23 protein-coding genes, 2 pseudogenes and 1 other annotated feature (1 of these 26 running past the window's edge) are annotated in these 24,020 nt (G+C 41.6%); of the genes and pseudogenes, 4 read left to right on the plus strand and 21 right to left on the minus strand.

Features of this window, described 5'->3' with window-relative positions; genetic code table 11:
* Positions 1-47, minus strand: a sequence feature (ribosomal protein L21 leader region) (it extends 26 nt beyond the left edge of the window).
* 87 nt (positions 48-134) lie between these two features.
* The 6 genes from ACE1TI_RS03475 to ACE1TI_RS03500 all read right to left on the minus strand — a co-directional run bounded on the left by ACE1TI_RS03475 (position 135) and on the right by ACE1TI_RS03500 (position 5,903).
* A complete protein-coding gene (locus ACE1TI_RS03475; protein WP_375006188.1) occupies positions 135-1,619 on the minus strand; it encodes an Rne/Rng family ribonuclease in 1,485 nt (494 codons plus the stop codon).
* 55 nt (positions 1,620-1,674) lie between these two features.
* Entirely contained in the window at positions 1,675-2,538 is an 864-nt protein-coding gene (locus ACE1TI_RS03480; RefSeq protein ID WP_375006189.1) for a M50 family metallopeptidase, read from the minus strand.
* Positions 2,531-3,319, minus strand: a complete 789-nt coding sequence (locus ACE1TI_RS03485) for a peptidoglycan DD-metalloendopeptidase family protein (protein ID WP_375006190.1) — start codon at positions 3,317-3,319, stop codon at positions 2,531-2,533. Before ACE1TI_RS03485 ends, ACE1TI_RS03480 begins: the two co-directional genes overlap by 8 nt.
* Before the next feature lie 414 nt (positions 3,320-3,733).
* Complete coding sequence (arsC, locus tag ACE1TI_RS03490; RefSeq protein ID WP_375006191.1) at positions 3,734-4,150, minus strand: arsenate reductase (thioredoxin); 417 nt, start codon at positions 4,148-4,150, stop codon at positions 3,734-3,736.
* Between the two features lie 20 nt (positions 4,151-4,170).
* Positions 4,171-5,502, minus strand: coding sequence for an arsenic transporter (locus ACE1TI_RS03495; protein WP_375006192.1), 1,332 nt, complete (start codon positions 5,500-5,502; stop codon positions 4,171-4,173).
* A gap of 41 nt (positions 5,503-5,543) precedes the next feature.
* Positions 5,544-5,903, minus strand: a complete 360-nt coding sequence (locus tag ACE1TI_RS03500) for an ArsR/SmtB family transcription factor (RefSeq protein ID WP_375006193.1) — start codon at positions 5,901-5,903, stop codon at positions 5,544-5,546.
* 122 nt (positions 5,904-6,025) lie between these two features.
* On the opposite strand from ACE1TI_RS03500, the gene arsD reads away from it, so the two are divergent.
* Entirely contained in the window at positions 6,026-6,382 is a 357-nt protein-coding gene (gene arsD / locus ACE1TI_RS03505) for an arsenite efflux transporter metallochaperone ArsD (protein WP_375006194.1), read from the plus strand.
* A gap of 14 nt (positions 6,383-6,396) precedes the next feature.
* Entirely contained in the window at positions 6,397-8,151 is a 1,755-nt protein-coding gene (arsA, locus tag ACE1TI_RS03510) for an arsenical pump-driving ATPase (protein ID WP_375006195.1), read from the plus strand.
* Positions 8,152-8,261: 110 nt separating this feature from the next.
* Here the strand turns inward: arsA and ACE1TI_RS03515 are convergent, their stop codons facing one another.
* From ACE1TI_RS03515 to ACE1TI_RS03570, 12 genes and pseudogenes are all read right to left on the minus strand, one after another.
* On the minus strand, positions 8,262-8,432 hold the full coding sequence (locus tag ACE1TI_RS03515; RefSeq protein WP_375006196.1) for a hypothetical protein: 171 nt from the start codon (positions 8,430-8,432) through the stop codon (positions 8,262-8,264).
* A gap of 794 nt (positions 8,433-9,226) precedes the next feature.
* Positions 9,227-9,603 (minus strand): annotated as a pseudogene (locus ACE1TI_RS03520) (VOC family protein).
* A 118-nt stretch (positions 9,604-9,721) separates the two neighbouring features.
* Positions 9,722-10,051, minus strand: a complete 330-nt coding sequence (locus ACE1TI_RS03525; RefSeq protein ID WP_375006197.1) for an ArsR/SmtB family transcription factor — start codon at positions 10,049-10,051, stop codon at positions 9,722-9,724.
* A gap of 596 nt (positions 10,052-10,647) precedes the next feature.
* Entirely contained in the window at positions 10,648-11,445 is a 798-nt protein-coding gene (gene minD, locus ACE1TI_RS03530) for a septum site-determining protein MinD (RefSeq protein ID WP_375006198.1), read from the minus strand.
* 42 nt (positions 11,446-11,487) lie between these two features.
* Positions 11,488-12,234: a septum site-determining protein MinC gene (locus ACE1TI_RS03535; RefSeq protein WP_375006257.1), complete on the minus strand. Its 747-nt coding sequence runs from the start codon at positions 12,232-12,234 to the stop codon at positions 11,488-11,490.
* A gap of 79 nt (positions 12,235-12,313) precedes the next feature.
* Entirely contained in the window at positions 12,314-12,838 is a 525-nt protein-coding gene (gene mreD / locus ACE1TI_RS03540; protein WP_375006199.1) for a rod shape-determining protein MreD, read from the minus strand.
* Entirely contained in the window at positions 12,835-13,776 is a 942-nt protein-coding gene (gene mreC, locus ACE1TI_RS03545; RefSeq protein WP_375006200.1) for a rod shape-determining protein MreC, read from the minus strand. Before mreC ends, mreD begins: the two co-directional genes overlap by 4 nt.
* Positions 13,777-13,791: 15 nt before the next feature.
* Entirely contained in the window at positions 13,792-14,835 is a 1,044-nt protein-coding gene (locus ACE1TI_RS03550) for a rod shape-determining protein (RefSeq protein WP_375006201.1), read from the minus strand.
* A gap of 315 nt (positions 14,836-15,150) precedes the next feature.
* Positions 15,151-15,822, minus strand: coding sequence for a RadC family protein (gene radC / locus ACE1TI_RS03555; RefSeq protein WP_375006258.1), 672 nt, complete (start codon positions 15,820-15,822; stop codon positions 15,151-15,153).
* 78 nt (positions 15,823-15,900) lie between these two features.
* A complete protein-coding gene (locus ACE1TI_RS03560) occupies positions 15,901-16,479 on the minus strand; it encodes a Maf family protein (protein WP_375006202.1) in 579 nt (192 codons plus the stop codon).
* A 140-nt stretch (positions 16,480-16,619) separates the two neighbouring features.
* Entirely contained in the window at positions 16,620-17,657 is a 1,038-nt protein-coding gene (locus ACE1TI_RS03565; protein ID WP_375006203.1) for a hypothetical protein, read from the minus strand.
* A gap of 146 nt (positions 17,658-17,803) precedes the next feature.
* Positions 17,804-18,559, minus strand: coding sequence for a prepilin peptidase (locus tag ACE1TI_RS03570; RefSeq protein ID WP_375006204.1), 756 nt, complete (start codon positions 18,557-18,559; stop codon positions 17,804-17,806).
* A 357-nt stretch (positions 18,560-18,916) separates the two neighbouring features.
* On the opposite strand from ACE1TI_RS03570, the gene ACE1TI_RS03575 reads away from it, so the two are divergent.
* Positions 18,917-19,063, plus strand: a complete 147-nt coding sequence (locus tag ACE1TI_RS03575; RefSeq protein ID WP_375006205.1) for a hypothetical protein — start codon at positions 18,917-18,919, stop codon at positions 19,061-19,063.
* A gap of 69 nt (positions 19,064-19,132) precedes the next feature.
* On the opposite strand, the gene ACE1TI_RS03580 is transcribed toward ACE1TI_RS03575, so the two are convergent.
* Positions 19,133-20,164 (minus strand): cytochrome d ubiquinol oxidase subunit II, encoded by a 1,032-nt coding sequence (locus ACE1TI_RS03580; RefSeq protein ID WP_375006206.1) that lies wholly within the window; start codon positions 20,162-20,164, stop codon positions 19,133-19,135.
* 27 nt (positions 20,165-20,191) lie between these two features.
* Complete coding sequence (locus tag ACE1TI_RS03585; protein WP_375006207.1) at positions 20,192-21,532, minus strand: cytochrome ubiquinol oxidase subunit I; 1,341 nt, start codon at positions 21,530-21,532, stop codon at positions 20,192-20,194.
* 597 nt (positions 21,533-22,129) lie between these two features.
* On the opposite strand from ACE1TI_RS03585, the pseudogene ACE1TI_RS03590 reads away from it, so the two are divergent.
* Positions 22,130-22,498, plus strand: a pseudogene (locus tag ACE1TI_RS03590) (hypothetical protein).
* 42 nt (positions 22,499-22,540) lie between these two features.
* Here ACE1TI_RS03590 and ACE1TI_RS03595 read toward each other — a convergent pair.
* The gene (locus tag ACE1TI_RS03595; RefSeq protein ID WP_375006208.1) at positions 22,541-23,836 is read right to left on the minus strand and encodes a bifunctional folylpolyglutamate synthase/dihydrofolate synthase; all 1,296 of its coding nucleotides are present in this window, start codon (positions 23,834-23,836) and stop codon (positions 22,541-22,543) included.
* Positions 23,837-24,020 lie beyond the last annotated feature (184 nt).

The following is a 24,020-nucleotide window of genomic DNA, read 5'->3' on the forward strand; positions in this document are numbered from 1 at the left end:
GTGCCTAAATGGTCTTTTTAACCTGCATTGAGCGGTTGTAGTTTGGGTGCGAGCCAAACAACTAACAAAAAACATCATATCATATGGCAATCCCAGTGTCAACAAAGGTTTCGCCCCAGCTTTTTGCAGCCTCCTTATGCGTTGGAACGCTTTTCAGCCTCTTCATTCGTACCGGTAAAGCGAATGTGAATGCCGTCAGCCTCGGGATGCGGTTGGAAATATAAAGAAAACGGATAACGTTTCTTCCACTCTTTTAATAAAGGTTCTCCACGTTCATGCAGCCATTGTAACACACGTGACGGCAGCTCAAGCACCATAGCCTCTGCATCCATCTCTCTATGTTCATGAATAATACGTTCCGTCCGGTAAGCCATCGCCTCCTCCGAAAGCAGACGTCCGCTCCCCATGCAAAATTCACAATCCGAAAACTGATAATCAGCCAGACTTCGTCTTACTTTTTTCCGTGTCATTTCGAGAAGGCCGAACGGACTTATGTCACCGACATTAGTTTTGGTTCTGTCATCGGAGAGTGCTCTTTTTAAAGCAGTGACTACTTTTTGTTTATTTTCACTTCGTTTCATATCGATAAAATCAATGACAATGATTCCCGAAATATCTCTTAGCCTTAGCTGCCGTGCAATTTCGTTAGCTGCTTCTATGTTTGTTTTACAAATCGTTTTTTCCAAATCATCCCGTCCTGTGAAACGGCCTGTGTTTACATCAATAACCGTGAGCGCCTCTGTTTTTTCTATCATTAAAAATCCGCCGCTTTTCAGCCAAACTTTTGGCTGCAGGGCTTTATCAATCTCTTTTTCTATTCCTTCCGCAGAAAAAATATTCTCTTTTCCATTATAATAAGAAACCTTCTTTATATCTTCCTCTTCAAAACGTAATAAACGTTTAATATAACGGACATCAGGAAAATGATCGACCGTAATTTTGTCCACTTCCTTGATAGAATAATCACGCAAAAGTCTTTCGATGATACCGCCGTCTTGATAAATTAAAGCAGGCGGGCGCGTTAACTGGGCAGTTTTCAGCCCAGCATACCAATCTTCTCGCAAGTAACGAATGTCTTGCTCTACGATGTTTTCTGAACGATTTTCACAGCTGGTGCGTACGACAATGCCTTCTCTATCTTTAAGCATAGAGCGGACTTGATTTCTCCAATGCTCCCGTATTTCCTCTGAAGCCATGCGTTTTGAAATACCAATATAACCGCCTTCTGGCATATATACTGTGTATTTACCGGGAAGAGAAACATTTTCCGTTAAACGGGCGCCTTTATCGCCGAATTCTTCTTTCGTAACCTGCACGATTATTTCCTGACCCTCGGTGATAAATTCAGATATGCTGCGTTTTTCTTTTTCTGTTTCCGGCTCCCTTAACTGCTTGTAACCAACTAATTCATTTCTGTGCAAAAAGCCGTTTTTTTCACGACCGATATCTACAAAAGCAGCTTCCATTCCAGGCAGTACATCTTTCACTCTTCCTTTAAAAATACTGCCTGCAATTCGTTCTTCTACTGGTCTTTCTATAAATATTTCAATAACTTTTCCGTTCTTTTTAACCGCCCCCCGCTTTTCTGTGGTTGCGGTATTGAATATAAGCTCAAACATTCCTGCACCTCGTTTTGATTGAATGCGCCATCGATTCTTTTAAATATTATGCTTTCTACCGAATAGTAGGCTTTTTTTCTTGATCTGAAAGAAGGTCTTTTATTTTAACCATACCCATTCTTTTCATAGTGATTGCTTCAAGGATATAAGATTCGGGGAGAGTTTGTCCATTTTCTAAAATATAAAAATGACATCTTTCATTTTTACATATCGTTTTGGCCGCATCCAAGGGGCGCTGGTGCCAGGAGATTTTTTCTGTCACTGTAGGTGGAGTATTTTCATTCTTGGTTCGTTCTAATAAAAAACGAAAAAAACTATAAGGCTGCTGCTTCCATTCCGTATAATGTACAGCAGTAAAGAATATTAATAGAAGCCATGCTTGAATATGAAAAGGGAAAAACCATAAAAAAAGGGCCGCTGCACTGCATAACAAGATGCAAGAAGTTTTCCACATCAACTTTTGAGCCTGATGGTAAGGAAAGCGGGAGGTAAACCAGCAAAACAGCAGCTTTCCTCCGTCTAACGGCCACACTGGCAGCAGATTAAAGAAAAACAGTGTAAGATTATAATGAAGAAAAAGGGCATGATCAGACAAGTGCCAAAACGGAGTTTGCAGCAGCAAAAAAGATAAGCCAATAAGAGGAAGATGAACTAGCGGCCCTGCAGCGGCGACAATCGCTTCTTCATGAATAGGCCGGTTTCCGTGCTCGGCCGTTTCCATTACTCCTCCAAAAGGAAGCAGTTCAATCTTTTTAATTCTCCATTTGTAATGAAGGGCTGCTGCTGCATGACCTAATTCGTGCAGAAACACAATAAGAAATAATAGAAGAAGATCATAAAAGAAACCAGTAAAAACAGCTGCTGCCGCCAATATCCAGAATAAAGGATGAAAACGAAAAATCCTAAATTGATTAATCAAAGGAAATCACGTCCACCGGATCAATGTATTCATCATTTTCTTTAATGGCTAAAGAAAAGCGGCCGTTCCCTTTTTCAGCGTCGACTGTGCCAAGCACTGTCCCTGTCGAAACATGATCGTACAGCTTCACCTCCACATTATCCATCATGCCATACCAGGATTCGCCGCCTTCGTAATGCTGTACAGCCACAGCAAGATCCCAGTCTTCATGAGGTCCGGTATGAACGACAACTCCACCTTTTATCGCTTCTATACTTTCATTCTGCCCGGTTTCGAGAATGATACCCTTTCCATTTTCAGAAAAGCTTTCTGCCACTGTCCCTGTTACAGGAACAGCAAAAGAATCTGTAGATTCATTGACTTGCTGGGAATGATTTTCGTCTAGATTGTTTTCAAAAGGCAGAAAGGCAAGCGGGCTTCCAAACCTTTCTTCATACCACGCTGTAGCTGCCGCAAATGGAAACTCTTCTTCAAAGGAAGTGGTAATAAATTGTCTGGCCCCTTCAAAAGCAGGGTGTGAGGATTGAAATAAAATCCCTATCAGCAAAAACAGAGTTGCCGCAATTAAACTTTGCAGGACCCAGGCCCCTCCGCGCTTGTCCGGCCTGTCCATCTCTTTTTCCTGGTCACGCCATTTATAAAATTCTGGTTCATGATACGGAGCATCGCTGTGATGAGGGTAATAACCATAAGACGAGGCCTGATCTCTTTCCCGTGTCCATTCTCGTTTTTTTCTTTTGTTTTGAATTTGCCGGCGAACTTTATTTATATCCTTGTCCATGCCATTTCTTCCCCCTTTTCACCCTGTACATGGATTTTTAATAGCTTTGTTTCACTTTGACCCTTGCAAAATTATATGAGGTAGAGGGAAAGAACTATGACAAAAATTAAACATGCACGCTTTAAAAGATGGCGGGAATTTCGCCTGCTGAGTGCTGAGCCTACAAATTAAACATTAAACTTTATTTAATCATTTCAGAACAAAAGCGCAAGCGCCCTGGTAAGCCTCGACAGGTAAATGTTCTTCAGTCATGAAAGGCGCTCTTTGCCTTTCATGACTGGAGGTTATTTAACCCCGAGAGGCTGGGCGCTGAAGCTAGACACGGATCAAACAATATGGAGATAGTTATCCACGATTTCCTAAATAACTAAAAAACAGCTGACCGCTGTTAAGCAATCAACTGTTATGATAGTGTTATTGATTTTCAGCAAATGTTTTAATGCGTTCTCCGATTTCATCGCGCACGCGCTGGAAAACGGCCCATTTTTCTTCTTCTGATCCTTCTGCTTGGGCTGGGTCGTCAAACCCCCAGTGCTCTCTTTTAACGTGAGGCGGAGTGGTTGGGCAGACATAATTAGCATGACCACAAAGGGTTACAACCATGTCTGCTTTATTTAAAAGCTCCGGGTCAATCGTGTCGGAAGTATGATCAGATATATCGATCCCCACTTCTTTCATCGCCTCGACTGCTTTGGGATTTAATCCATGAGCTTCAATTCCAGCAGAGTATACTTCCCAGCCCTCTAAATACTTTTTCCCAAATGCTTCTGCCATTTGGCTGCGGCACGAATTTCCAGTGCATAGAAAATACATAATCTTTTTATCACTCATTGTTATTTCTCTCCTTTTTCCTATCCAATAATTAAAAGCCAAATATATAAACCGGCTAGTGTAATGAATAACGTAGGTATTGTAATCACAATCCCCACTTTAAAATAATAACCCCAGCTGATTTTTACACCCTTCGTCCAAAGCACGTGCAGCCAAAGCAAGGTAGCAAGAGATCCAATCGGTGTAATTTTCGGCCCTAGGTCAGACCCGATCACATTCGCGTAAATCATCGCTTCACGAAGAGCTCCAATCGTGTCTGTATCTGCAATAGCAAGCGCATTGATCATTACAGTCGGCATATTGTTCATGATAGATGATAAAAACGCAGCAACAAATCCTGTAACAATTGTTGCTGAAAACAACCCTTGATCCGCAGCAAGCTCTAGCCCAGAAGCTAGCACATCTGTTAATCCTGCGTTGCGAAGGCCGTAAACGACAACATACATACCAATCGAAAACACAACGATTTCCCATGGTGCACCTTTCATAACAGCAGATGTCTCCACAGCCGGGCTGCGCCGCGCCATGAGTACAAAGAAAATCGCTATCACTCCAGCTATAAAGGACACTGGAAATGCTTCTGCTTCCCCTGTAACCGGATTATGCCAGGGAATAAATTCACTGACAAAATACCCGATTAAAAGCAAGCTAAGCACAAGCCAGGATAAACGAAACATTTTTAGATCCTGAATAGCTTCTGCCGGCTTTTTTAAATCCTCCATCTTATAGGATGAAGGGACGTCTTTTCGAAAATAGATATACAACACAATGATGCTGGCAATTAAAGCAAACAGGTTAGGAACAATCATTCTTGAAGCATACTCTACAAACCCAATGCCAAAATAATCAGCAGAAACGATGTTGACGAGGTTGCTTACAATAAAAGGGAGGCTCGTCGTATCAGCAATAAAACCACTTGCCATGACAAACGGCAGAACCATCGCTTCTTTAAAGTTCAGCGCCCTCACCATTGCAAGTACAATTGGTGTTAAAATAAGAGCAGCACCGTCATTTGCAAATAGCGCTGCTACTATGGCACCAAGAACAGCAACATAAATAAACATTTTTACTCCGCTGCCGTTCGCTATACGGGCCATATGTAAAGCCGCCCATTCAAAGAATCCAATTTCATCTAATATTAATGAAATAATGATAATAGCTATAAACGTTAAGGTCGCGTTCCAAACAATATTGGTAACGTCGCCGACATCTGAAAAAGTGACCACACCAGCTAAGAGAGCCACTACAGCACCTATAGAAGCAGACCATCCAATCGACAGTCCTTTTGGCTGCCAGATGACGAACACAAGCGTCACCAAAAAGATCAGAACGGCTATGATTACGTCGGTCATCTGTCTCTAATCTCCCTTATGATGATTTCTCTCCACAAATATTATCTGCGGATATCGCACCAAACAATACGATTCCCGCTTTTTTTGAGTTCTTCCAGTTTATCTTTTTGTGATGGAAGCTGACTGATCAAGCTTTCGACTAATGGATAAAGTTCGTTTTCTGTGTTTAACGAATAAAAAACCCATTGTCCTCTTCTTTCTTCATGCACAACACCGGCATCCCGCAGTTTTCTTAAGTGCTGGCTGATGGATGGCTGGCTCATATTAAAAATTTCTGTGAATTCACAAACACAGCACTCTCCTTCCGCCAGAAGCGCCGTCATCGTCAATCTCGTTCTGTCACCAAGCAATTTTAATATTGGTGCTGCTTTTTCAATGGGTACTTCCGCCATCGTTTTCATATAATTCCTCCCTTCTCTCATCTTTTTATCTTGAAAATAAACAGCTCATGACTTATTATAATATAAGCAAATAATTATATGTCAATGAATAAATATCTTTTTCTACGAAAGGACGTATGGAAATGAAATTAGAAATTTTTGATCCAGCCCTTTGCTGTCCTACAGGGGTCTGCGGACCCGATGTTGACCCCGAACTAACCAGGATTGCTTCTGACTTGCATATTCTTCAAAATAAAGGAATCAACATAAACCGTTATAATCTTGCTCAAGAACCGGAGCCTTTTGTACAGCAGACAGAAGTCGGAAAATTAATGGAAGAAAAAGGAACAGATATTCTTCCGATCACAGTGCTAGATGACGAGGTTATTAAGACACGAGAATATCCATCTAGATCGGAACTAAGCGAATGGCTCAACATCCCTCTTGAGACATTAGAAAAGGGAACCAAAACATCAAAAGTTGACATTTCCATAAACTAAAGGAGCTATTCATCATGCGTTTTGAACGAAAACATCTGCCTCAAATAAAGCATTTATTTTTCACCGGTAAAGGTGGAGCTGGAAAAACGTCAACGGCTGCAGCTTCCGCCATTGCGCTGGCTGATGAAGGAAAAAAAGTATTAATTGTTAGTACCGATCCTGCATCCAATTTACAGGATGTTTTTCACGTGGAGCTTTCTAATAACCAAACTGCCATCCCTAATATGGACGGCTTGTATGCCATTAATATTGATCCAGAAGAAGCAGCACGCGCGTACAGGGAAAAATTAATAGGTCCTTACAGGGGGAAACTGCCGGAATCAGCTATTAAAAGCATGGAAGAGCAGCTATCTGGTGCCTGCACCATAGAAATTGCTGCTTTTGATGAATTTACAAGCCTGCTCGCTGCTCCAGAAACCAATGACGCTTTTGACCACATTGTTTTTGATACAGCTCCCACCGGTCATACCTTGCGCTTACTGCGGCTCCCTGCAGCGTGGAGCGATTTTCTTGATAACAGTACACACGGTGCTTCTTGCCTGGGACCAATGGCTGGTTTACAGGAAAAAGAAAACCTTTATAACCAGACAGTCAAAACGCTAGCCGATCCAATGAGAACCGCACTGTTTCTAGTAGCCAGACCTGAAAACTCTTCTCTGTCAGAAGCAGGCAGGGCCAGTTCTGAATTGAAAGAGCTTGGGATTGAAAACCAGTACCTGCTGCTAAATGGGATTCATCCTTTCCAAGAAAGCAAAGATGAAATCGCCGCAGAATATATCCTGCGCCAGCAGCAGGCTGTAAATGAAATGCCTGAAGAATTACAGCATCTAGAGGAATACCAAATCCCACTGTTTCCTGAAAATATTGAGGGAGTAGAAGGACTTCGTGCACTAATGCAAGCCCCAATACCTGAAAATGACCCAATGCACCAGTCTTCCTTACCTGTTCCTGATTTGCCGGGCCTGGATTCGATGATAAAAGATATTTTAAATAAAAATTCCCGGCTTGTTATGACCATGGGAAAAGGCGGCGTAGGAAAAACGACGACTGCCGCAGCAATTGCCCTTCGATTAGCAGAAGAGGGCCATCCTGTTCATCTGACAACAACAGATCCTGCCAATCATCTGCATCATACTCTTGGAAAAAGAAGCCTGCCTTCTAATATGACGGTTAGCAGTATAGATCCCAAAACGGAAACGGAAAAATATAAACAGAGTGTTATAGAGCGAGTAAGTGATGAACTGGATGAAGACAGCTTAGCGTATTTAAAAGAAGACCTCGATTCACCTTGTACGGAAGAAATTGCAGTTTTTCATGCGTTCGCTAAAACCGCTGCCCGTTCTGAAGGCGAGTTTGTCGTTCTGGATACTGCTCCAACCGGGCATACGTTATTACTGCTTGATGCAGCAGAATCTTATCATCAGGAAGTGCTGCGCTCTTCTGGTGAACTGCCTGAAGAAGTAAAAGAACTGTTGCCGTGCTTGCGTGATCCCGAGCAAACGTCCGTCGTCATTATTACGCTTCCGGAAACCACGCCGGTGCTGGAAGCCGAAAGACTGGAACAGGACCTTAACCGTGCCGGGATGAACGCTTCTTGGTGGGTTATAAATCACAGCTTTCTTGCCTCCCAAACGCAAGATCCTGTACTAGAAGGACGGGCTTATCAGGAAAGAAAATGGATAGCTAGAACAGCAGATAATCATAAAGGAAAAACAGTAATAGTGCCATACAAACGAATCGCCTTAAAAAATGAGCATTCCAGGGTGTAAAAACCAAAGAAACGTTAGAAAAACTCGGCTTATCGCCAAGTCTTAATGTCGAAAAGCCGTCATTTTATGTAAAAAAAGAGCCTTCACTGCCGTGTTAGGCTCTTTTTGTATCAAGTGCGGCTTGTTTCTTCACGAACTCTCGCTTTTTCATATATCAATGTCATTTGAGTTGTATATCGTTTAAGGGCATCATCATCTTCTGCATGTTTTACTTTTTCTTCAAGCTCATCAATCTTGTCTTTTTCTTCCGCCGACAAATAGTCATATTCCGTAGTCATCAAGGATTTTCCCTCCTTTTTTAAAGAACTCGGATTTCCCTGTACATTTGTCATTATGGCAACTTCCAGCTTTTTTAGACATGTTTTCTGGTTTCTTTTTGAAAAAAGGAGATTTACAGTAGAATGAGTCAGGTTGACTTCCGCTCGCGAGGAAAATGATGGCATGAAACATATTATCTTTTCAAAATATACCATAGTACGTTACCAAAAGTAAATTTTTCTGTTTTCAATATCTCTTTGCACCAAACACTTTTTATCATATGAAGGGGTGTACTCCAAAGTGATGGGCTGCATTTTCTTACTTATAGTGCAGCGGTCTCCCCTGTACCAATAGCAGTATGAAGAAAGAAAATTGAATTCGAAAATGGACATTTAAATAGGCACCAAGGGAAAGGCTTGGTGCCCGAGACAGAAGGGAAAAAGAATGAGTGGTCACTATGAAAAACCCTTAATGACGTTTTACAAGGAAACAAGAACGGCCACGGCACTATGGAAAGTGCTTGGTAACCCCACCCCCATAATATTTCTAGTGGAGCGGGCACTATAATCAACGCTTGATGACATTTTCCATTATTTCTCTAGATCAACTGGCACTATAGAAGATGCTTGAAGACCGTTGCACAAAAAACAGATACAGTCGGTCATTGGGAGGAAGACAAACGATCCAGGAAGAAGCCAGGGCCTGTGGTCCGATCACCCCCCACTGAAAAAAGTCCCGTATTAAGGCTCCCTCTGTCGGCAAGTTTGCCTGCCCTCCTCTGACATTCTTGTTATACCTTCGGAGAAATCCTTTTCTTTTACTTTAGGTAGTAGCACGCATTGTCAGGTGCCTGGTTTTCATCCGTATCCGCTTTTGTATAAAAATATTCCCACTCATTGCCGTCAGGATCTGTTATCCAAATTTGTCTTGCAGCGCATAACAGCAGGTCGTTTTGATCTCATCTCTTGAAAAATAACCTTTGGCTTTGAGCCGTTTTTTTGTGGTGCTGCACCTCTTCTTCTTTCAGGAGCTGAATACCGAAATGACCCATTTGATTTCCTTCTGCTTTTTCACTCTCATTTAAAGTGAATTTTACCGGAATGCCAGACGGCATAAACTTGGCGTAATCCTCCTTTAAAAACGAATAGATTTTTCTAAATTTGTGACATTAAGTCCAACGTGAATCATTAATATTCCTCCTTTTAATCAATTTTTTTGATTAATTTATTGAAGATAACCTGGCTTATCACTCAGAAGGTGAAAAGCCAAGGTTTATCATATCGATTTATGAAAACAGCCATCTAAATAAGATTTAATGTTTAGCACCTTTTCGAAACAAGCAGCAGAGCTCTTCGGACAGTACATGGTTAACTTCTTGTTCATTCAGCTTATAATAGCTCCATGTACCTCTTGTTTCCTTCAAAATAAAACCAGCATCTAATAATATTTTCAAGTGATAAGACAATTTGGACTGAGAAAGGTCGAGAATATCGGTTAAGTCACAAACACACACGCTTTCGTGTCTTGCCAGTTCATGCATGATTTCAAGACGCTTTTCATCAGCCAATGCTTTAAATTTCTGTTTATAGTGGTTAAAAGAAATATTAGATTTGCTGTTATCCTTAATCGGCAAAGATTTCATGGTCATCCCCTTAATCAAATATTTTTGATTTAATAATAGTATATAGTAAGTCATTACATGGTGCAATGAAATTACTTACTTATTTTTTAACGGCCTTATGAGAAAGAGTCATTTTACCTTCCGGAAGACTAGACTGCTGCTACGGAATGAACAAAAGCGCAAGCGCCCTGTTCAGCCTCGACAGGTAAATGTTCTTCAGTCATGAAAGGCGCTCTTACTTCCACAGGATGTAGTGACTTCTGCGTTGCACTTTCGTCGCCAAAAACGCCACGTCCTGTGGCATTGGCGACATTAGTACGTCCTGTGCGTCAACGTGTGCGTATTTAGTAGAAGGGTCCTAAAGGATGTTCGACTGAGAACGTCACGTCCTGTGACAACGTCGAACTGGCTTGCACAGAATGTGCTGACTTTTGCGTTGCGAACACGATGTTCGCGATTCTAGCAAAAGTTCCTTAAACCGTCTTGGGCCTCCGAGAGGCTGAGCGCTGAAGCTAGATGCGGATCAAACAATATGAAGATAGTTATCCACAACTTGTAAAAACATAATTTCCAAAACAATCAAAAAACTGCTCCCTCTATAGGAAGCAGCTGATTTGTTATGCTTTTAATCCTAACAAGCTTTTTACTTTAGCAAAAAAGCTTTTCTTTTGATCAATAGCCATAAGCGGGATCGATTCGCCAAGAATCCGTCTTGCTATGTTACGGTAGCCGAGCGAAGCCCTGCTGTTTGGGTTCATTGCAATCGGTTCCCCTTTGTGCGCTGCTTTCAGGACTTCTTCGTCGTCTACGATCATGCCCAGTAAATCAATTGCAAGGGTAGACACCACGTCATCCACATCAAGCATATCCCCTTCATTGGAAAGATGGCTGCGTACTCGATTGACTACGAGCTTTGGAGGGGCCATGTCTTCTTGTTCAAGCAATCCAACGATACGGTCGGCATCCCGCACAGCTGAAGTGTCAGGGGTTGTTACGACAATTGCTTGATCTGCACCTGATACAGCATTTTTGAAACCCTGTTCAATCCCAGCTGGACAGTCAATAATGACGTAATCATAGTCAGGTTTGAGCTCTTCTATCATTTGTTTCATTTGCTCTGCATTTACAGCTGATTTATCACTCGTTTGAGCAGCAGGCAGTAAATGAAGACAATCAAATCGTTTATCTCTGATCAATGCCTGCTGGATTTTGCACCGTCCTTCTGCAGCATCCACCAGATCATAAATAATGCGATTTTCAAGTCCCATTACTACATCTAGGTTACGCAAGCCAATATCTGTATCGACCAGGCAAACGTGTTTTCCCTGTAAAGCAAGGGCCGTTCCAATATTAGCCGAGGTGGTAGTTTTCCCTACCCCTCCTTTTCCGGATGTTATAACAATTGCCTCTCCCACTGCAATTCCTCCTTCCAGACGTCAAGAGAGCTTCCTAAGCCGTTACGTACCGAAGGATTCTCCTTGGTTCGCTGCAGCTGCTGATTGAAACTGATTTAAAAGTCTGGTTTTTTCAAACGAAATTTCCAGATCCTGATTTGCTATGTAAGCATAAACGGGCTCTCCAAACAAAGGCCCTCTGTCTTTTTTTTCATATCGCTCCGGCGCGTAAAAGATCACATCGGAAATTGATATTTGGTGCGGGGCCATAACGGAAGCACAAACAACAGTATTTTTACTGCCTTCCACACCTGCTCGTGCAATTCCTTTTAATGTACCAAGAATGTACACATTGCCGGTTGCTTCTACAATTCCGCCGGGATTCACATCACCAAGCAAGAGCACATCCCCTCTGATACGAAGAACTTGTCCAGAACGAACAATTTTTGTAACAGCGGTTAAGCCTGTTTCTTCCCGCTCCCGCCTAGCTTCCTTTTTACTGATAACTTCTGAATGAAACTCTCCGACTCGGATTGGTTCTGCTTCTTCTAAAAGATCTTTAATCTTCTTTTCCTGGTGTTCCTGTAAATAACGGTAACCCGCATCCACCTTCACTTTTACTTCAGGACCATTTCCAAACACTTGCTTATCTTGTGAAATTTTCTCTTTTAATTCTTTCGTCAAATCTTCAAAAGAGCACTGATCATCAAGAATAATAGTCAGCCCATCTTTTGTTCCTTTTATTGTAACTAAATTTTTTGCGGGTCCTGTACTCATCTGCTTCACCTCTGGAGCTTGAGCCATAATCATCACCTAGTTCGCCCTGATTTACTTAACTTCCACAAAGAAGCTCATTAATCCTGCAATCGTTTCAGATATTGTCGATTGGTTAGTGCTGCTGCAAAGCTTCAGATTCTTCCAGCCGATGAAACAGCTTTTGAAAAGGATATAGAAGCAAAAGCGCTGCTAATCCATTTAAAATCCAAGAAGGCAGCAGACGCACTATAAAAAAGTCTTCAAATAAAATATCGGTATAGCCAATAACATAATACAATCCATAAGTCATCCATTCAAAAATAAAGATAGCTCCCAGCATAATAACCATCTGCCACAAATAACTAATGCGAACAGCTGTATAAGTAAAAGAACTAATATAAGCCGTAAAGGCAAGACTAAACATATAAATACCTAGCAGGTCCGTGTATACAAAATCGTATAATAATCCACCGGTTATTCCAAAAAGAACGCCAATACCTGGTCCGCGGAATATAGATATCAACACCACCGCTATAAGTACAAACCGAGGGACAAGAATATAATCTTGATCAAGCGAAAGAGGAACGAAAATTTGAAACCATGTACTTTCTAGTATAAATAATCCAAATACAACTGCGGGCAGAAGAAAACGGATCATGGAGTGCCTCCATTCTGAAGATCTTCTTCTTGGAGGTCAATCGGTTCCTCATCTTCTTCCTTTTCTTCGGTCTCTTCCATTTGTAAATCTTCATCCAATCTTTCGCTGGTTCGTTCGATCACATTGACCTGCTCAATATTATAAAAGTTAGCTGCCGGCTCCACTAGCGCATTATAGGTCAGGCCATATTCATCAGGTTCTATTTCCACTATTTCACCAATTGCCAATCCTCTAGGAAAAATACCTCCTAAACCGGAAGTCATCACCATTTGTCCTTCTTCAATTTCTGCATCTGACTCGATTTTTCTAAGCATTAATCCTTCTCGTTCTTCATCCCATCCTTCAATAAAAGCATATACGGGATCTCCGTCTGTATTAACCATAGCTGACACACGGTTTGTCCGGTTTCCATCGGACAATAACTGGACGGTTGATGTGAATTCTGAGGCTGTTTGAACCTTACCAATTAAGCCTTCAGAAGTCACCACTGCCATGTCTTTTTCTACGCCGTCTTGGGCTCCTTTATTAATGCCGATTGTTTCCGTCCAGCGGTCCGGGGAGCGATGAATAACAAGGGCCGAGCGCATCACATAATCTGTGAGACTTTCATCTGCATCTATCATGTCTTTCAGCGTTTCATTTTCTTGCTTTACGCTCTCTAATTCTGCTGAAAGAGAAGCATATTGATCGAGGCGCGATTTCAAAAGTTTATTTTCTTCGTATACAATCAGATGATCTCTTATATCCCCAAAGAAACCCGCTGCAAAATGAGCGGGCTGACTAAACACGAACTGAACGATGCCAGTAGAATCACGGACAAACTTCTCGGGCCAGGTTACCGAATCTCTCTCTCGCATCGAAAAGCCAATGAGCGCAACCAAAATAATGATGCTGACCATTAATATGATAAGTCTTTTGTTTGAGAAAAAATGAGGCATAGCCGCACACCTACTCTACTGTGCATTCCGGTTCGATCGGGCCGTTATACCCGCTTTGGACCGGAAAAGATGAAGATTCTCAAGTGCTCTCCCCGTGCCAAGCGCTACACAATCGAGCGGATCTTCCGCTACTAACACCGGCATATTTGTTTCTTCACTTAACACTTTATCAATATTTCGAAGGGTGGCACCTCCTCCGGTTAACACAATCCCCCGGTCCATAATATCTGCCGCAAGTTCAGGCGGTGTGGTTTCCAGAGTCGTTTTTACTGTTTCTACAATTGTATTTACCGTGTCAGCAAGCGCTCCTGAAATTTCTTCCGCCGATGCCGAAATGGTTTTTGGAAGGCCGGAAACAAGATCACGTCCTCTGATTTCCATATCCTCAATTCCTTCCGCGGTACCAGCAGAGCCAATTTCCATTTTTAAAGCTTCTGCAGTACGTTCACCAATCATTAAATTGTACTTTTTCTTGATGTATTGAATAATCGCCTCATCCATTTCATCGCCTGCCACGCGAATTGACTGGCTGGTTACAATACCTCCAAGCGAAATAATTGCTACTTCTGTTGTACCGCCGCCAATATCAACGACCATGCTTCCCGTTGGTTCCCAAACAGGCAGATCAGCACCAATCGCAGCAGCAAATGGTTCTTCAATCGTATATGCTTCTCTTGCCCCTGCTTGTTTTGTTGCGTCTTCAACAGCCCGCTTTTCTACCGCTGTAATGCCAGACGGGACACAAACCATAACATTTGGCTTTCTTGTGAATATAGACCTGTTTCTTTGGGCCTGACCGATAAAATATTTCATCATAGTTGCTGTGGTATCAAAATCCGCAATCACACCGTCTTTCATCGGCCGGACAGCTACAATATTTCCAGGTGTTCTGCCTATCATGTTTTTTGCATCGTTTCCCACTGCTTCAATGGACCCAGCATCTGTTCTCATAGCCACAACAGACGGCTCGCGAATCACTACACCTTTACCTTTTACATATACCAATGTATTTGCCGTACCTAAATCAATACCAAGGTCTTTTGAAAAACCACCAAACATCTATGTATCTCCCTTCATCCTTCACTAACTCTTTTATCTAATATCTCCATCTTTAGGCTAATAGAATAATAAACCTATTACCCAAAAGTTACATTTTTAATCTATGGCCTTTCCATCATACGCAGAAAAAATGCCTACTATGCCCTATTATACTGAAAATAATCTGAAAAACATAGACTTTCCGTTTTCTTTCAGAATTTTAATCTAATTTTCTTAGAGGCATTTCCAATTTCTTAAGCAACCTTATTAGTGTATAAGAAACGGATAGTTTCAGCAAGGGGAAGAAGGAGGATGAGAAAGGGAAAATATCCACAGTTACATGCAGCCCTTTTCTTTTAAACTGGTGAATTTTCGATCTCCGATAATAACGTGGTCCAGCACGTCAATTCCTAATATCCGTCCGCATTCTGTTAAACGGTTTGTGACTTCAATGTCTTCACTGCTTGGAGCAGGATCCCCGGAAGGGTGGTTGTGAAGGCAGATGACCGAAGCAGCGGAGCGGCGCAGGGCTTCTTTAAAAAGTTCACGCGGGTGCACAATACTTGAATTCAAGCTTCCAATAAACAGCGTCTGCCGATGAATAACCTGATTTTTTGTATTAAGGCACAAAATAACAAAGTGTTCCTGAGTTAAAAAACGCATCTCCTCCATCACATAACCAGCTACGTCTTCAGGAGATCTAATCACATAACGCTCGTCCTCCTGAAAAGTATATATACGTCTGCCAAGTTCCAGAGCGGCTTGTAATTCAAGGGCTTTGGCCTTGCCTATCCCCTTAATTGATTGAAGCTCTTCAATCGTAGCTTCTTTTAATAAACGTAACCCGTCATAATGAAAAAGTACGCGCTGAGATAGCTGTAACACTGATTCTGTCTTTGTACCTGTCCGAAGCAGTATCGCTAAAAGTTCTTGATTGGACAGCCGCTCAGCACCTTCCTTGGCCATTTTTTCTCTTGGCCGTTCGCTCATTGGTATGTCTTTAATCATGATAGAGGTGTCTGTCAATAAAAATTCCTCCTTTTTCAAAAAAGATTAAGCATCCTGCTATTTTTTAGAAGAGGGGGGCTATTGTCTGAAGGAAGGAAGTACATGACATTTCTCCAGCTCGCGTGCCACTCTCGCAATAGGAAGCCCTACGACATTGAAGTAATCGCCGTGTACTTCCTTTACAAATAAACGTCCTTTTCCTTGAATACCGTATCCGCCTGCTTTATCGTACGGTTCATCTGTTGCAATATAGGGTTCGATCCATTTATCTTCAAGCGGGTAAAATACCACTTCTGTTTTAACGTGAAATACTTTTGTGACAACCCTGGATATGATTGCTGTACCGGAATAAACATAATGGGACTGACCAGAAAGGTTACGCAGCATCGACCTTGCTTCTGATTTATCGGAAGGTTTTCCTAAAATAGTAGGCCCCGAAGCTACAATTGTATCCGCGCCGAGTACTGTTTTATCTTTATTTTCGGCAAAAACATGTTCTGCTTTACGCCAAGCCAGCTCTTCTACTGCCTCAAAAGGAGCCAGATCCTGATCTATTTCTTCAGAAACGCTGCTTGGTTGAATCTGAAAAGAGAAACCGGATTGTTCAAGAAGTTCTTTTCGCCGTGGAGATTGAGAAGCTAAAAGTAGTGAAGGCATGAAGAGGAGTCCACCTTTCCAATAAGTTTTTATTTCATCTTATTGTACAAGGTGTGAGTTAAGTTTACCAGAACAGGACCCGCTAAACAAGAAATAATTGGAAACACCCTTCATGCCTCAGTCCATTATCTTTTTGTATATCATTGCGGTTCTTGATTTGTGTCTGTATTCTCCTCATTATCACCTTCCCCATTATGAGCATAGACAGCGTCTTCATAATAAAGCAGAGATTCTATTAATAATTCTTGAAGCGAGCTCGTAGCTTGTGTGTTTTCTTCCCATTCTTTTTGTATCTCTTCTATTGTTTTTCTTAAATCACCGAATGCTTTCTCATCCTCCCAGTTTTTTGTTTGTTCCAAATGTTCCTCAATTTTTCCAACAAGCTCTTCTTTTTGTCCTTCCTCATCCTGCAAGGCGGCTTCTGTAATATCCATCAGCAGCTGTTTGCTCGTTAAGAGTAATTCTTGGTTTTTCGCACTGCCTTTACCATTTTCATCCGGCTCTGGCATAGTCCGGGTTTTTTCATACATTTCAAGACCTTCAGCTTCGTAGTATTCTTTCAAGCTTTCCGCCCCTTCTTTATTAAAGGAAACTCCAGAAAACAAATAATAATATTCACCGTCATGTGTTAAAACAGCAGGGTAGCCACCAGAATGAAGATGTTCCTGCATTTCAAGCCCTTTTGCTTTCTTGGTGAAAGCACCAGCCTGGATGACATGCATGACATTGCTGTCATTAAAGTTTGCCACGATAGGCGGGTCTTCCTCATTCATGTCAATGGCAGCACTTGTAGAAGAATTATTTTCAGAAAATAACTGAAGCATGACAATCCCAAACAACAAGCCAAGTGCTACTGCTCCTATGGTTAAAGAAATAAAATACAACGGATAGGTTTTGCGTTGATTTTTCTGCTTTCTTGGTTTTTGAGGAATATTGGCTTTTTTGCGTATTTTCTTATATGGAACACTCGGTCGTTTTGGCTCGTTCTCCCAAAAGGCAGCTGCCTGTTCTTCTTCTGCAGCTCGTTTTTCCTTCCAATCTGCTATTGTGATGCCTTCTATGTCCAGCTGTATATGCTCTTGAGTTTCAGGAGGGCCGGGATTGTTTTGTTCTTCCTTTTCCAGGTCTATCTTTTTTCCGTTAATTTTAAAAGAAACCTCAGGCTTGTCTTTTTTCATAGCAGGCTCCCCTTTCGACGTTTCACGATATCGATTAAGAATACACTAGCACAGCCTGCATAAAAAAGAACAAGACTCTTGTCGTCTTGTTCTCAAAAAGATTGTCAATTGTACTCGGTATCTAACATTTTTAAAATAAAAATCATCTAGTAAAAATGGTAGTACCACTGTACGATTTCATTGCCGAAGAATAAAGTAATTAAGCTTCCTCCTGCAATGTCAGGACCAAAGGCCATTGGAGTTCCTCTTTTTATTTTTCCAATAAGAATACCAAGACCGCCCAAAAAAGCTCCTAAAAATATCGAAAGAAATAGAACAAGAATAATCTCTTGTACCCCAAAAAAAAGACCAAGTACGGCAAAAAGCTTAATATCGCCTCCACCCATCCCTCCTTTACTAATGATAGCTATAAACAATAGCAGAGAAAAACCTACTACAGATCCAGCCAATAATGCCCACCATGGATCTAGAGGAGCCATGGTTACACGGAGCAAGAATATGAGTATGGCAAAGACTATCAGAATTTTATCAGGAATTAACATAAATTCCATATCACTGACTGTAATAATAAGAAGTAAAGATATAAGTAAGATTACTGCAACGAAATGCCAACTCCATCCAAAAGTGATCAGAGCTGCCGAAAAAAGAATCCCTGATATCAGCTCTAACAATGGATAGATAAAGGCAATTTTTATTCCACACATTCGGCATTTACCTTTTAGAATAACAAAGGATAAAACCGGCACTAAATCAACTGCCTTTAATGTTTGTCTGCAAGATTCACAATGGGATCTCGGCTGAATAATAGACTCTCCTTTAGGCAGGCGACGCCCAACAACATTAAAAAATGAACCAAGAACAAGGCCAACAATAAATATGTAAAGCCACCAAAACAGTTCCATCTTTTGTTCCCTTCTGTACTAAATTAGTAAGAGTATCTTTTTTCTTAAGGATATAGAAAGTATTTGTTGGGATAGTAAGTGAAGTTAATCAAGAGTAAATTGAGGAGGGGATAAATCATTAGGTGAAAAAATAAAAAGAACGAATATGATACGAATTAACTATGGTAAATCTATCATACCATTTAATAGGTTCTTTTTAAAACTTTTATTTTCAACTCTTTGTAAATCCTGATTATCTTGGCTGTATGGCCTTTTTATTTACAACGAAGGCTATTGGTCAAGCAATCAATGCTTTTAGACATAATCTATTTAATATAGGAGACGTCTCTTAATTCCTTAGTAAAAGGAGGGATGGAGATGAATCTAGTAGCCATTGTTATCGCACTTCTTTTTCTTTTAGCTCTATTAGTAGCCGTGCTTGTCGGTACCTCAAAACAACAGCAAATTGTAATTAATTGTATTAAAGAAATTCTTGGTACAATTGGTACCGGAAGTTCTGCTTAAATAAATTAAACGAATTGTTCCCCCAAGGAATTGCTAGCATTCCTTTAGGGGGAATTTTTTCAATTCTATTTAATCTCCTTCACTTGTCAAATATCTTTTATCCTTCAAAAACAATCTCCAAAAGCCGATAAATACAGGAACTAAAATGGCCATGCCAATCATATAGCCAATGAGCAGCGACTGATACATCGTTTCATTTGTAAACGCATCATAGATTGTTAAATCAGGATACAAAAAGTAAGGCATAAGTGCTGAGCCATATGCGATACTAGCAATTCCAAATTGCAGAGCGATGAGTAGAAAGCCTATCCGCGGCTGACCCCTGCCTGTTTTTTTAGACGGCCACCACAGCGCGCTGTAGCCTCCTGCAAAGGCAAACAATGAAAGGGTATATATCCACCATACATCTAAAAATTTATCAAACATCCATGGAGCTTCCGGAATAAGCGTAAAGATAACAGCGACAGCAAACACGAGTGTAATCGGCCCAAGATACACAGCATTCTTCCTATAGGTCCTGTATGTTTCTAATTGTCCGCCTTCTCTCGCATAATCACTCAAAAACAGGGAGGATAAAAATAGCTCGGTAAAAAGACCAAACCCAATATGAGTATAAAAAGTCGGACTGGCAAACAATTTATTTACTAAAATGTACTGCTGTCCGGTTGAATAATCAATAAACCCTCCAATCGCAGCCGGAAGAATACTGACAAGAATGGCCGGAATGAGAAGTCCACTAACGCCAGAGACAACGGTAAGGTGCTCTGCATATTTGTCTGTGCTGTAAGCATACACCAAAAAAGCACTTCTAATTGTTAACAACAGTAAAGTAAGACAAAAAGGAACAATCATAAGCGTGCCAAGGTTAGGGGCGGCCCCTGGAAAAAAACCTACAAACGAGACAACGAGCAGAACGAGAAAAACATTGGTCACCTTCCAGGCTGGAGACAAATAATTATTCGCAATCGTAGCTGCTTCATCATTTTGTTTGCGCTGATAATACATAGCCCAAAACCCAGTGCCAAAATCAATCGAACCTAAAATGGCATAAATAAAGAAAAACACCCACATCAGCAGAATAGCAACATAAACAGGCTCCAAGAAAAAACTTCCTTTCTTTATCATGTATTAAAAGGATTTATATCCAGCAATATCTTGCTTTAAAGGGTTACGTTTAAAGTAATAATACATAACAACCCCTGTTATAACGAGAAGCGCCAGATACAGTACAACAAAAAAGAAAAATATCATTCCCAGGTTGCCTGAATCGGTTGCTGCTTCAGCTGTCGTTTGAACTTGAAAAATTGTCCAGGGCTGTCTTCCTGTGCAGCTGAAAATCCAGCCGGTTTCAATACCGATCATGGCAAGCGGCCCTCCTGCCACAAACAAAGCAAGCAGCCAATTAGGTAAACCGCGGGAAGTTCTGCGGCGCAGATATAAAAACAATAAACCTAATCCTGAAACCCCTATTAAGAAAAAACCGATGGAAACCATAACATTAAAGAGCGTATGTACAAATAAAGGCGGCCACTCCTCTTGCGGGAAATCATTCAAACCTTGAATAACCGCATCCGTATCATACGCTGCAAGCCAACTGAGAAGCTTCGGAATTTCAATTCCTCCAATTACTTCATTTGCTTCAGGACTCGGTATCCCAAAAATAGTCAGGCCTGCTTCTGATTGGGTTTCAAACAGCCCTTCGGCAGCAGCTAATTTTACCGGAATTTCTTCATAAAGCATGACAGTTGTGTCGTGCCCAGTAAATGCGGTCCACACCGACATGAGAAAAGCAAATATTAATGTAAGCCCAAAACTTTTTTGGTGATACTGTTTTTCTCGAGCGGAAAGCTTAGGGTTCATAAGTTTATAGGCTGCCACTGCTAACAAGACGAAGGTCCCTGCCATATATGCAGAGCTTACCACATGAAGAGAGGTGGCGAAAAAACTAGGCGACAGTGCAGCAGCCAAGGGGTCTACATTTTCTATAGTACCATTGACAACTTCAAATCCTCGCGGCGTGTTCATCCAGGCGTGGGCGCTCGTTATCAATACCGCTGACGCCACCGCTCCAAAAGCAACGAAAAACGTACTAACAATCCTCATAGGAGGGCTTATACGGTCTGCAGCATATACATATATGGCTAGAAAAAGAGACTCAAGAAAAAAAGCAAAGATTTCGATTTGAAAAGGGAGAGCAATGACCTGGCCTACTATTTCCATGAAACCCGGCCATAAAAGAGACAGCATAATAGCGACAATTGTTCCTGTAGGAATCGCCACTCCAAGCAGGATAGCCAGTCCCTTTGTCCAGCGCTTTGCAAGGATTGCATAATCCTCATCTTTTCGAACTGTTCGCATGATTTCAGCGAAAAAGATCATTAAGGCAATACCAACGGTTAACGTGGCAAAAATGATATGAAATGCCATAGATGAACCAAAAAGCATACGAGAAAGCATAACATTATCCATAAAAAGGAATCCCTCCCTTTCAAAGAATACCGGTGAAGATATTATGTGCAAAGTTAGATTTTCTAATACAGCAGATGTGAATAAATACCAGCTGTTTTACAAAACGTTTAAATAAAGAGGTGATCCCTATCGAATGGCTTCCATTGCTGCAGCGTATTTGTTCACTATGTGTCATTGTTTTTTTGTTGTTTACTTATGTGTGCATCGCTAAACAGGATAAAAAAGCAAAGAAAAAGCGATAGCTGCCTTAGCTCTCGCTTTTTCTGATTACTGTAAGGTGGATCAACTCAGAATGGACAAGAGATCTGCTATCTCCTAGAAATCCTTGCTTCAGGGCGTGTTGAAGGACAGAAGAAGCCTCAAATCAAGCAATACCAACCGTTTTATTAGCCTATAGCGGAATGAGGGTGAGGGTCCACAACACTTATCAAAAACTTCATTTCAACAAATATAGAGAAACTAGGGTCCAATCGACAAGCTCACCGCTGCTGAGTTCTCTTTTGTCATACAGTTAGGCAAATATCACCTTCCTGTTTGCATTGCATAGGTTAAAAAAGAAACCATCATCAATTTTTTAACATGGAAAGGAGAAAGAATATGTCTCCATATCGTCAAACTGGATTTCCACCTGGTCCGGGAGGCCCTGGATTTGGCCCAGGACCGGGTCCTGGACCTGGTACCGGATTTGGTCCTGGCCCCGGACCTGGACCAGGAGGACCTTCAGGACCGCCTCCGCAAATCGTGCCAACAGCTGCAGGAGGTCCTACGTTGTTTGCCGTTGACCCTGGGGCCATTTACGGCTGTCTGTATCGGTATACATTCATTTGACTTGATAATGGAGAATCCTTTTGGTTTTACCCCACGTTTATTGGGAGAAGATCGGTTGCTGGATACAGATGGTTCTTTTTCCGCTGGGTCTATTTTGGTATAGACACGAACCGAATAACATCCTTTCAATGCGTATAAAAAACTTTTATCCATCTTGAGGACTGCAGTTTGGCCCTTTTTTTATGAATTCATATGCCTGGACACTTCAGAAATAAAGTAAAGTGAGCCGGCGATAACAATAAGGTCCTGGGTTCCTGCTTGGTTTTGTGCCTTTTTCCAGGCCGATTCCCAATCCTCCAAGGCCTGTGTGCTGCTGATCGGGCTTTTTTCTGCAATTGTTTCTCCACTTGCTGCTCTTTCAAAATCAAAAGACACTGCTGAAACAGATGCTACTGGCAGCTCAACAAATGGTGCAAGCAGCTCCGCTGGATCTTTTTCTTTTGTCATAGCTACAATCAAATGAATGGGCCGACCATTAAAGTGTTCTTTCAGTGCATCAGCCAGGCTTTCCATGCCTTCTTTATTATGGGCTCCGTCCAGCAGCACAGGCGGGTCTTCTTCTCTGTATTCCAACCGTCCCGGCCACGAAGCCTTTTTTAAACCGGTGCGGATATGCTCTTCTTCCACCGGTAAAGCATAATACATTTTTAAATAGCGAAACACCATTAAAGCAGCTGCTGCGTTTTTTGTTTGATGTCTCCCAAGCATAGTTATCTCCAAATTGTCTATACCGCTTAACAGGGATTGAAACGAAAATGACCAGCCGCTTCCGTTCGCTTCCACGCCGACAATATCAAAGTCCCGTCCCAGCTTATATAATTTAGCGTTCGTACTTGCTGCTGATTGTTCTATAACGGAAAGGGTTTTCTGATTTGTTTCACATGTTACAACCGGCACACCAGATTTAATGATTCCTGCTTTTTCTCTGGCTATGTCTTCTATCGTTTCTCCTAAAATATGCTGGTGGTCATGACCGACATTTGTAATAACAGAAATCATAGGATACATAGCATTTGTTGAATCAAGCCGTCCCCCAAGACCGACTTCCCAGATAACAACATCCGGAAAAGCTTTGGCTGCAAAATAGTATGCTGCAATAACAGTCAGCACTTCAAATTCAGAAGGGGTGCCAAAGGGCGTTTTAGCTATACTTTCTGCTGCAGGTTTAACCGCCTTTACAGATTCGAGAAAATCCTGTTCAGAAATAGGCTCTCCATTGACTGCTATTCTTTCACGAAACTCATAAACATAAGGAGATGTAAATGTACCGCAAACTAAGCCGGCTTCTTTCATCGGCTCTTTCAAAAAAGCTACGGTAGATCCTTTACCATTCGTGCCTCCGACATGAATCCCCTTGAGCCTGCGTTCCGGATTCCCTACACCTTCAAGCATCATACGAACACGGTCCAGACCGGGACGTATATCAGAAGTTGTAAAATCCTGCAGCCACTGTCTCGCTTCCTGATATGTATTCATTTCTTTACCCCTTTCTTTAAGGAGCTCTGTCAAATGTTGTGTGAAAGAAAGAATGGGTTTGTCCCAAAAGTTGATCCGACCTTTTGCGGGACGGGTCGGACATTTGTTCCGTTATTTCGCATAAAACAGAGATATGGAAAGTTTATCGGACATCTATTCCGCTATTACGTGCCAAAAACGATGG

This window comes from Alteribacillus sp. JSM 102045 (genome assembly GCF_041949975.1).
GTDB lineage: Bacteria > Bacillota > Bacilli > Bacillales > Marinococcaceae > Alteribacillus.

Excerpts from the sequence above, each read along its gene's own strand:
- ACE1TI_RS03475 (WP_375006188.1), bottom strand. The coding sequence starts at position 1,619 with ATGTTTGAGCTTATATTCAATACCGCAACCACAGAAAAGCGGGGGGCG.
- ACE1TI_RS03485 (WP_375006190.1), bottom strand. The coding sequence starts at position 3,319 with ATGGACAAGGATATAAATAAAGTTCGCCGGCAAATTCAAAACAAAAGA.
- arsC (WP_375006191.1), bottom strand. The coding sequence starts at position 4,150 with ATGAGTGATAAAAAGATTATGTATTTTCTATGCACTGGAAATTCGTGC.
- ACE1TI_RS03495 (WP_375006192.1), bottom strand. The coding sequence starts at position 5,502 with ATGACCGACGTAATCATAGCCGTTCTGATCTTTTTGGTGACGCTTGTG.
- ACE1TI_RS03500 (WP_375006193.1), bottom strand. The coding sequence starts at position 5,903 with ATGAAAACGATGGCGGAAGTACCCATTGAAAAAGCAGCACCAATATTA.
- arsD (WP_375006194.1), top strand. The coding sequence starts at position 6,026 with ATGAAATTAGAAATTTTTGATCCAGCCCTTTGCTGTCCTACAGGGGTC.
- arsA (WP_375006195.1), top strand. The coding sequence starts at position 6,397 with ATGCGTTTTGAACGAAAACATCTGCCTCAAATAAAGCATTTATTTTTC.
- ACE1TI_RS03525 (WP_375006197.1), bottom strand. The coding sequence starts at position 10,051 with ATGAAATCTTTGCCGATTAAGGATAACAGCAAATCTAATATTTCTTTT.
- ACE1TI_RS03535 (WP_375006257.1), bottom strand. The coding sequence starts at position 12,234 with ATGATTATGGCTCAAGCTCCAGAGGTGAAGCAGATGAGTACAGGACCC.
- mreD (WP_375006199.1), bottom strand. The coding sequence starts at position 12,838 with ATGATCCGTTTTCTTCTGCCCGCAGTTGTATTTGGATTATTTATACTA.
- mreC (WP_375006200.1), bottom strand. The coding sequence starts at position 13,776 with ATGCCTCATTTTTTCTCAAACAAAAGACTTATCATATTAATGGTCAGC.
- ACE1TI_RS03550 (WP_375006201.1), bottom strand. The coding sequence starts at position 14,835 with ATGTTTGGTGGTTTTTCAAAAGACCTTGGTATTGATTTAGGTACGGCA.
- radC (WP_375006258.1), bottom strand. The coding sequence starts at position 15,822 with ATGATTAAAGACATACCAATGAGCGAACGGCCAAGAGAAAAAATGGCC.
- ACE1TI_RS03560 (WP_375006202.1), bottom strand. The coding sequence starts at position 16,479 with ATGCCTTCACTACTTTTAGCTTCTCAATCTCCACGGCGAAAAGAACTT.
- ACE1TI_RS03565 (WP_375006203.1), bottom strand. The coding sequence starts at position 17,657 with ATGAAAAAAGACAAGCCTGAGGTTTCTTTTAAAATTAACGGAAAAAAG.
- ACE1TI_RS03570 (WP_375006204.1), bottom strand. The coding sequence starts at position 18,559 with ATGGAACTGTTTTGGTGGCTTTACATATTTATTGTTGGCCTTGTTCTT.
- ACE1TI_RS03575 (WP_375006205.1), top strand. The coding sequence starts at position 18,917 with ATGAATCTAGTAGCCATTGTTATCGCACTTCTTTTTCTTTTAGCTCTA.
- ACE1TI_RS03585 (WP_375006207.1), bottom strand. The coding sequence starts at position 21,532 with ATGGATAATGTTATGCTTTCTCGTATGCTTTTTGGTTCATCTATGGCA.
- ACE1TI_RS03595 (WP_375006208.1), bottom strand. The coding sequence starts at position 23,836 with ATGAATACATATCAGGAAGCGAGACAGTGGCTGCAGGATTTTACAACT.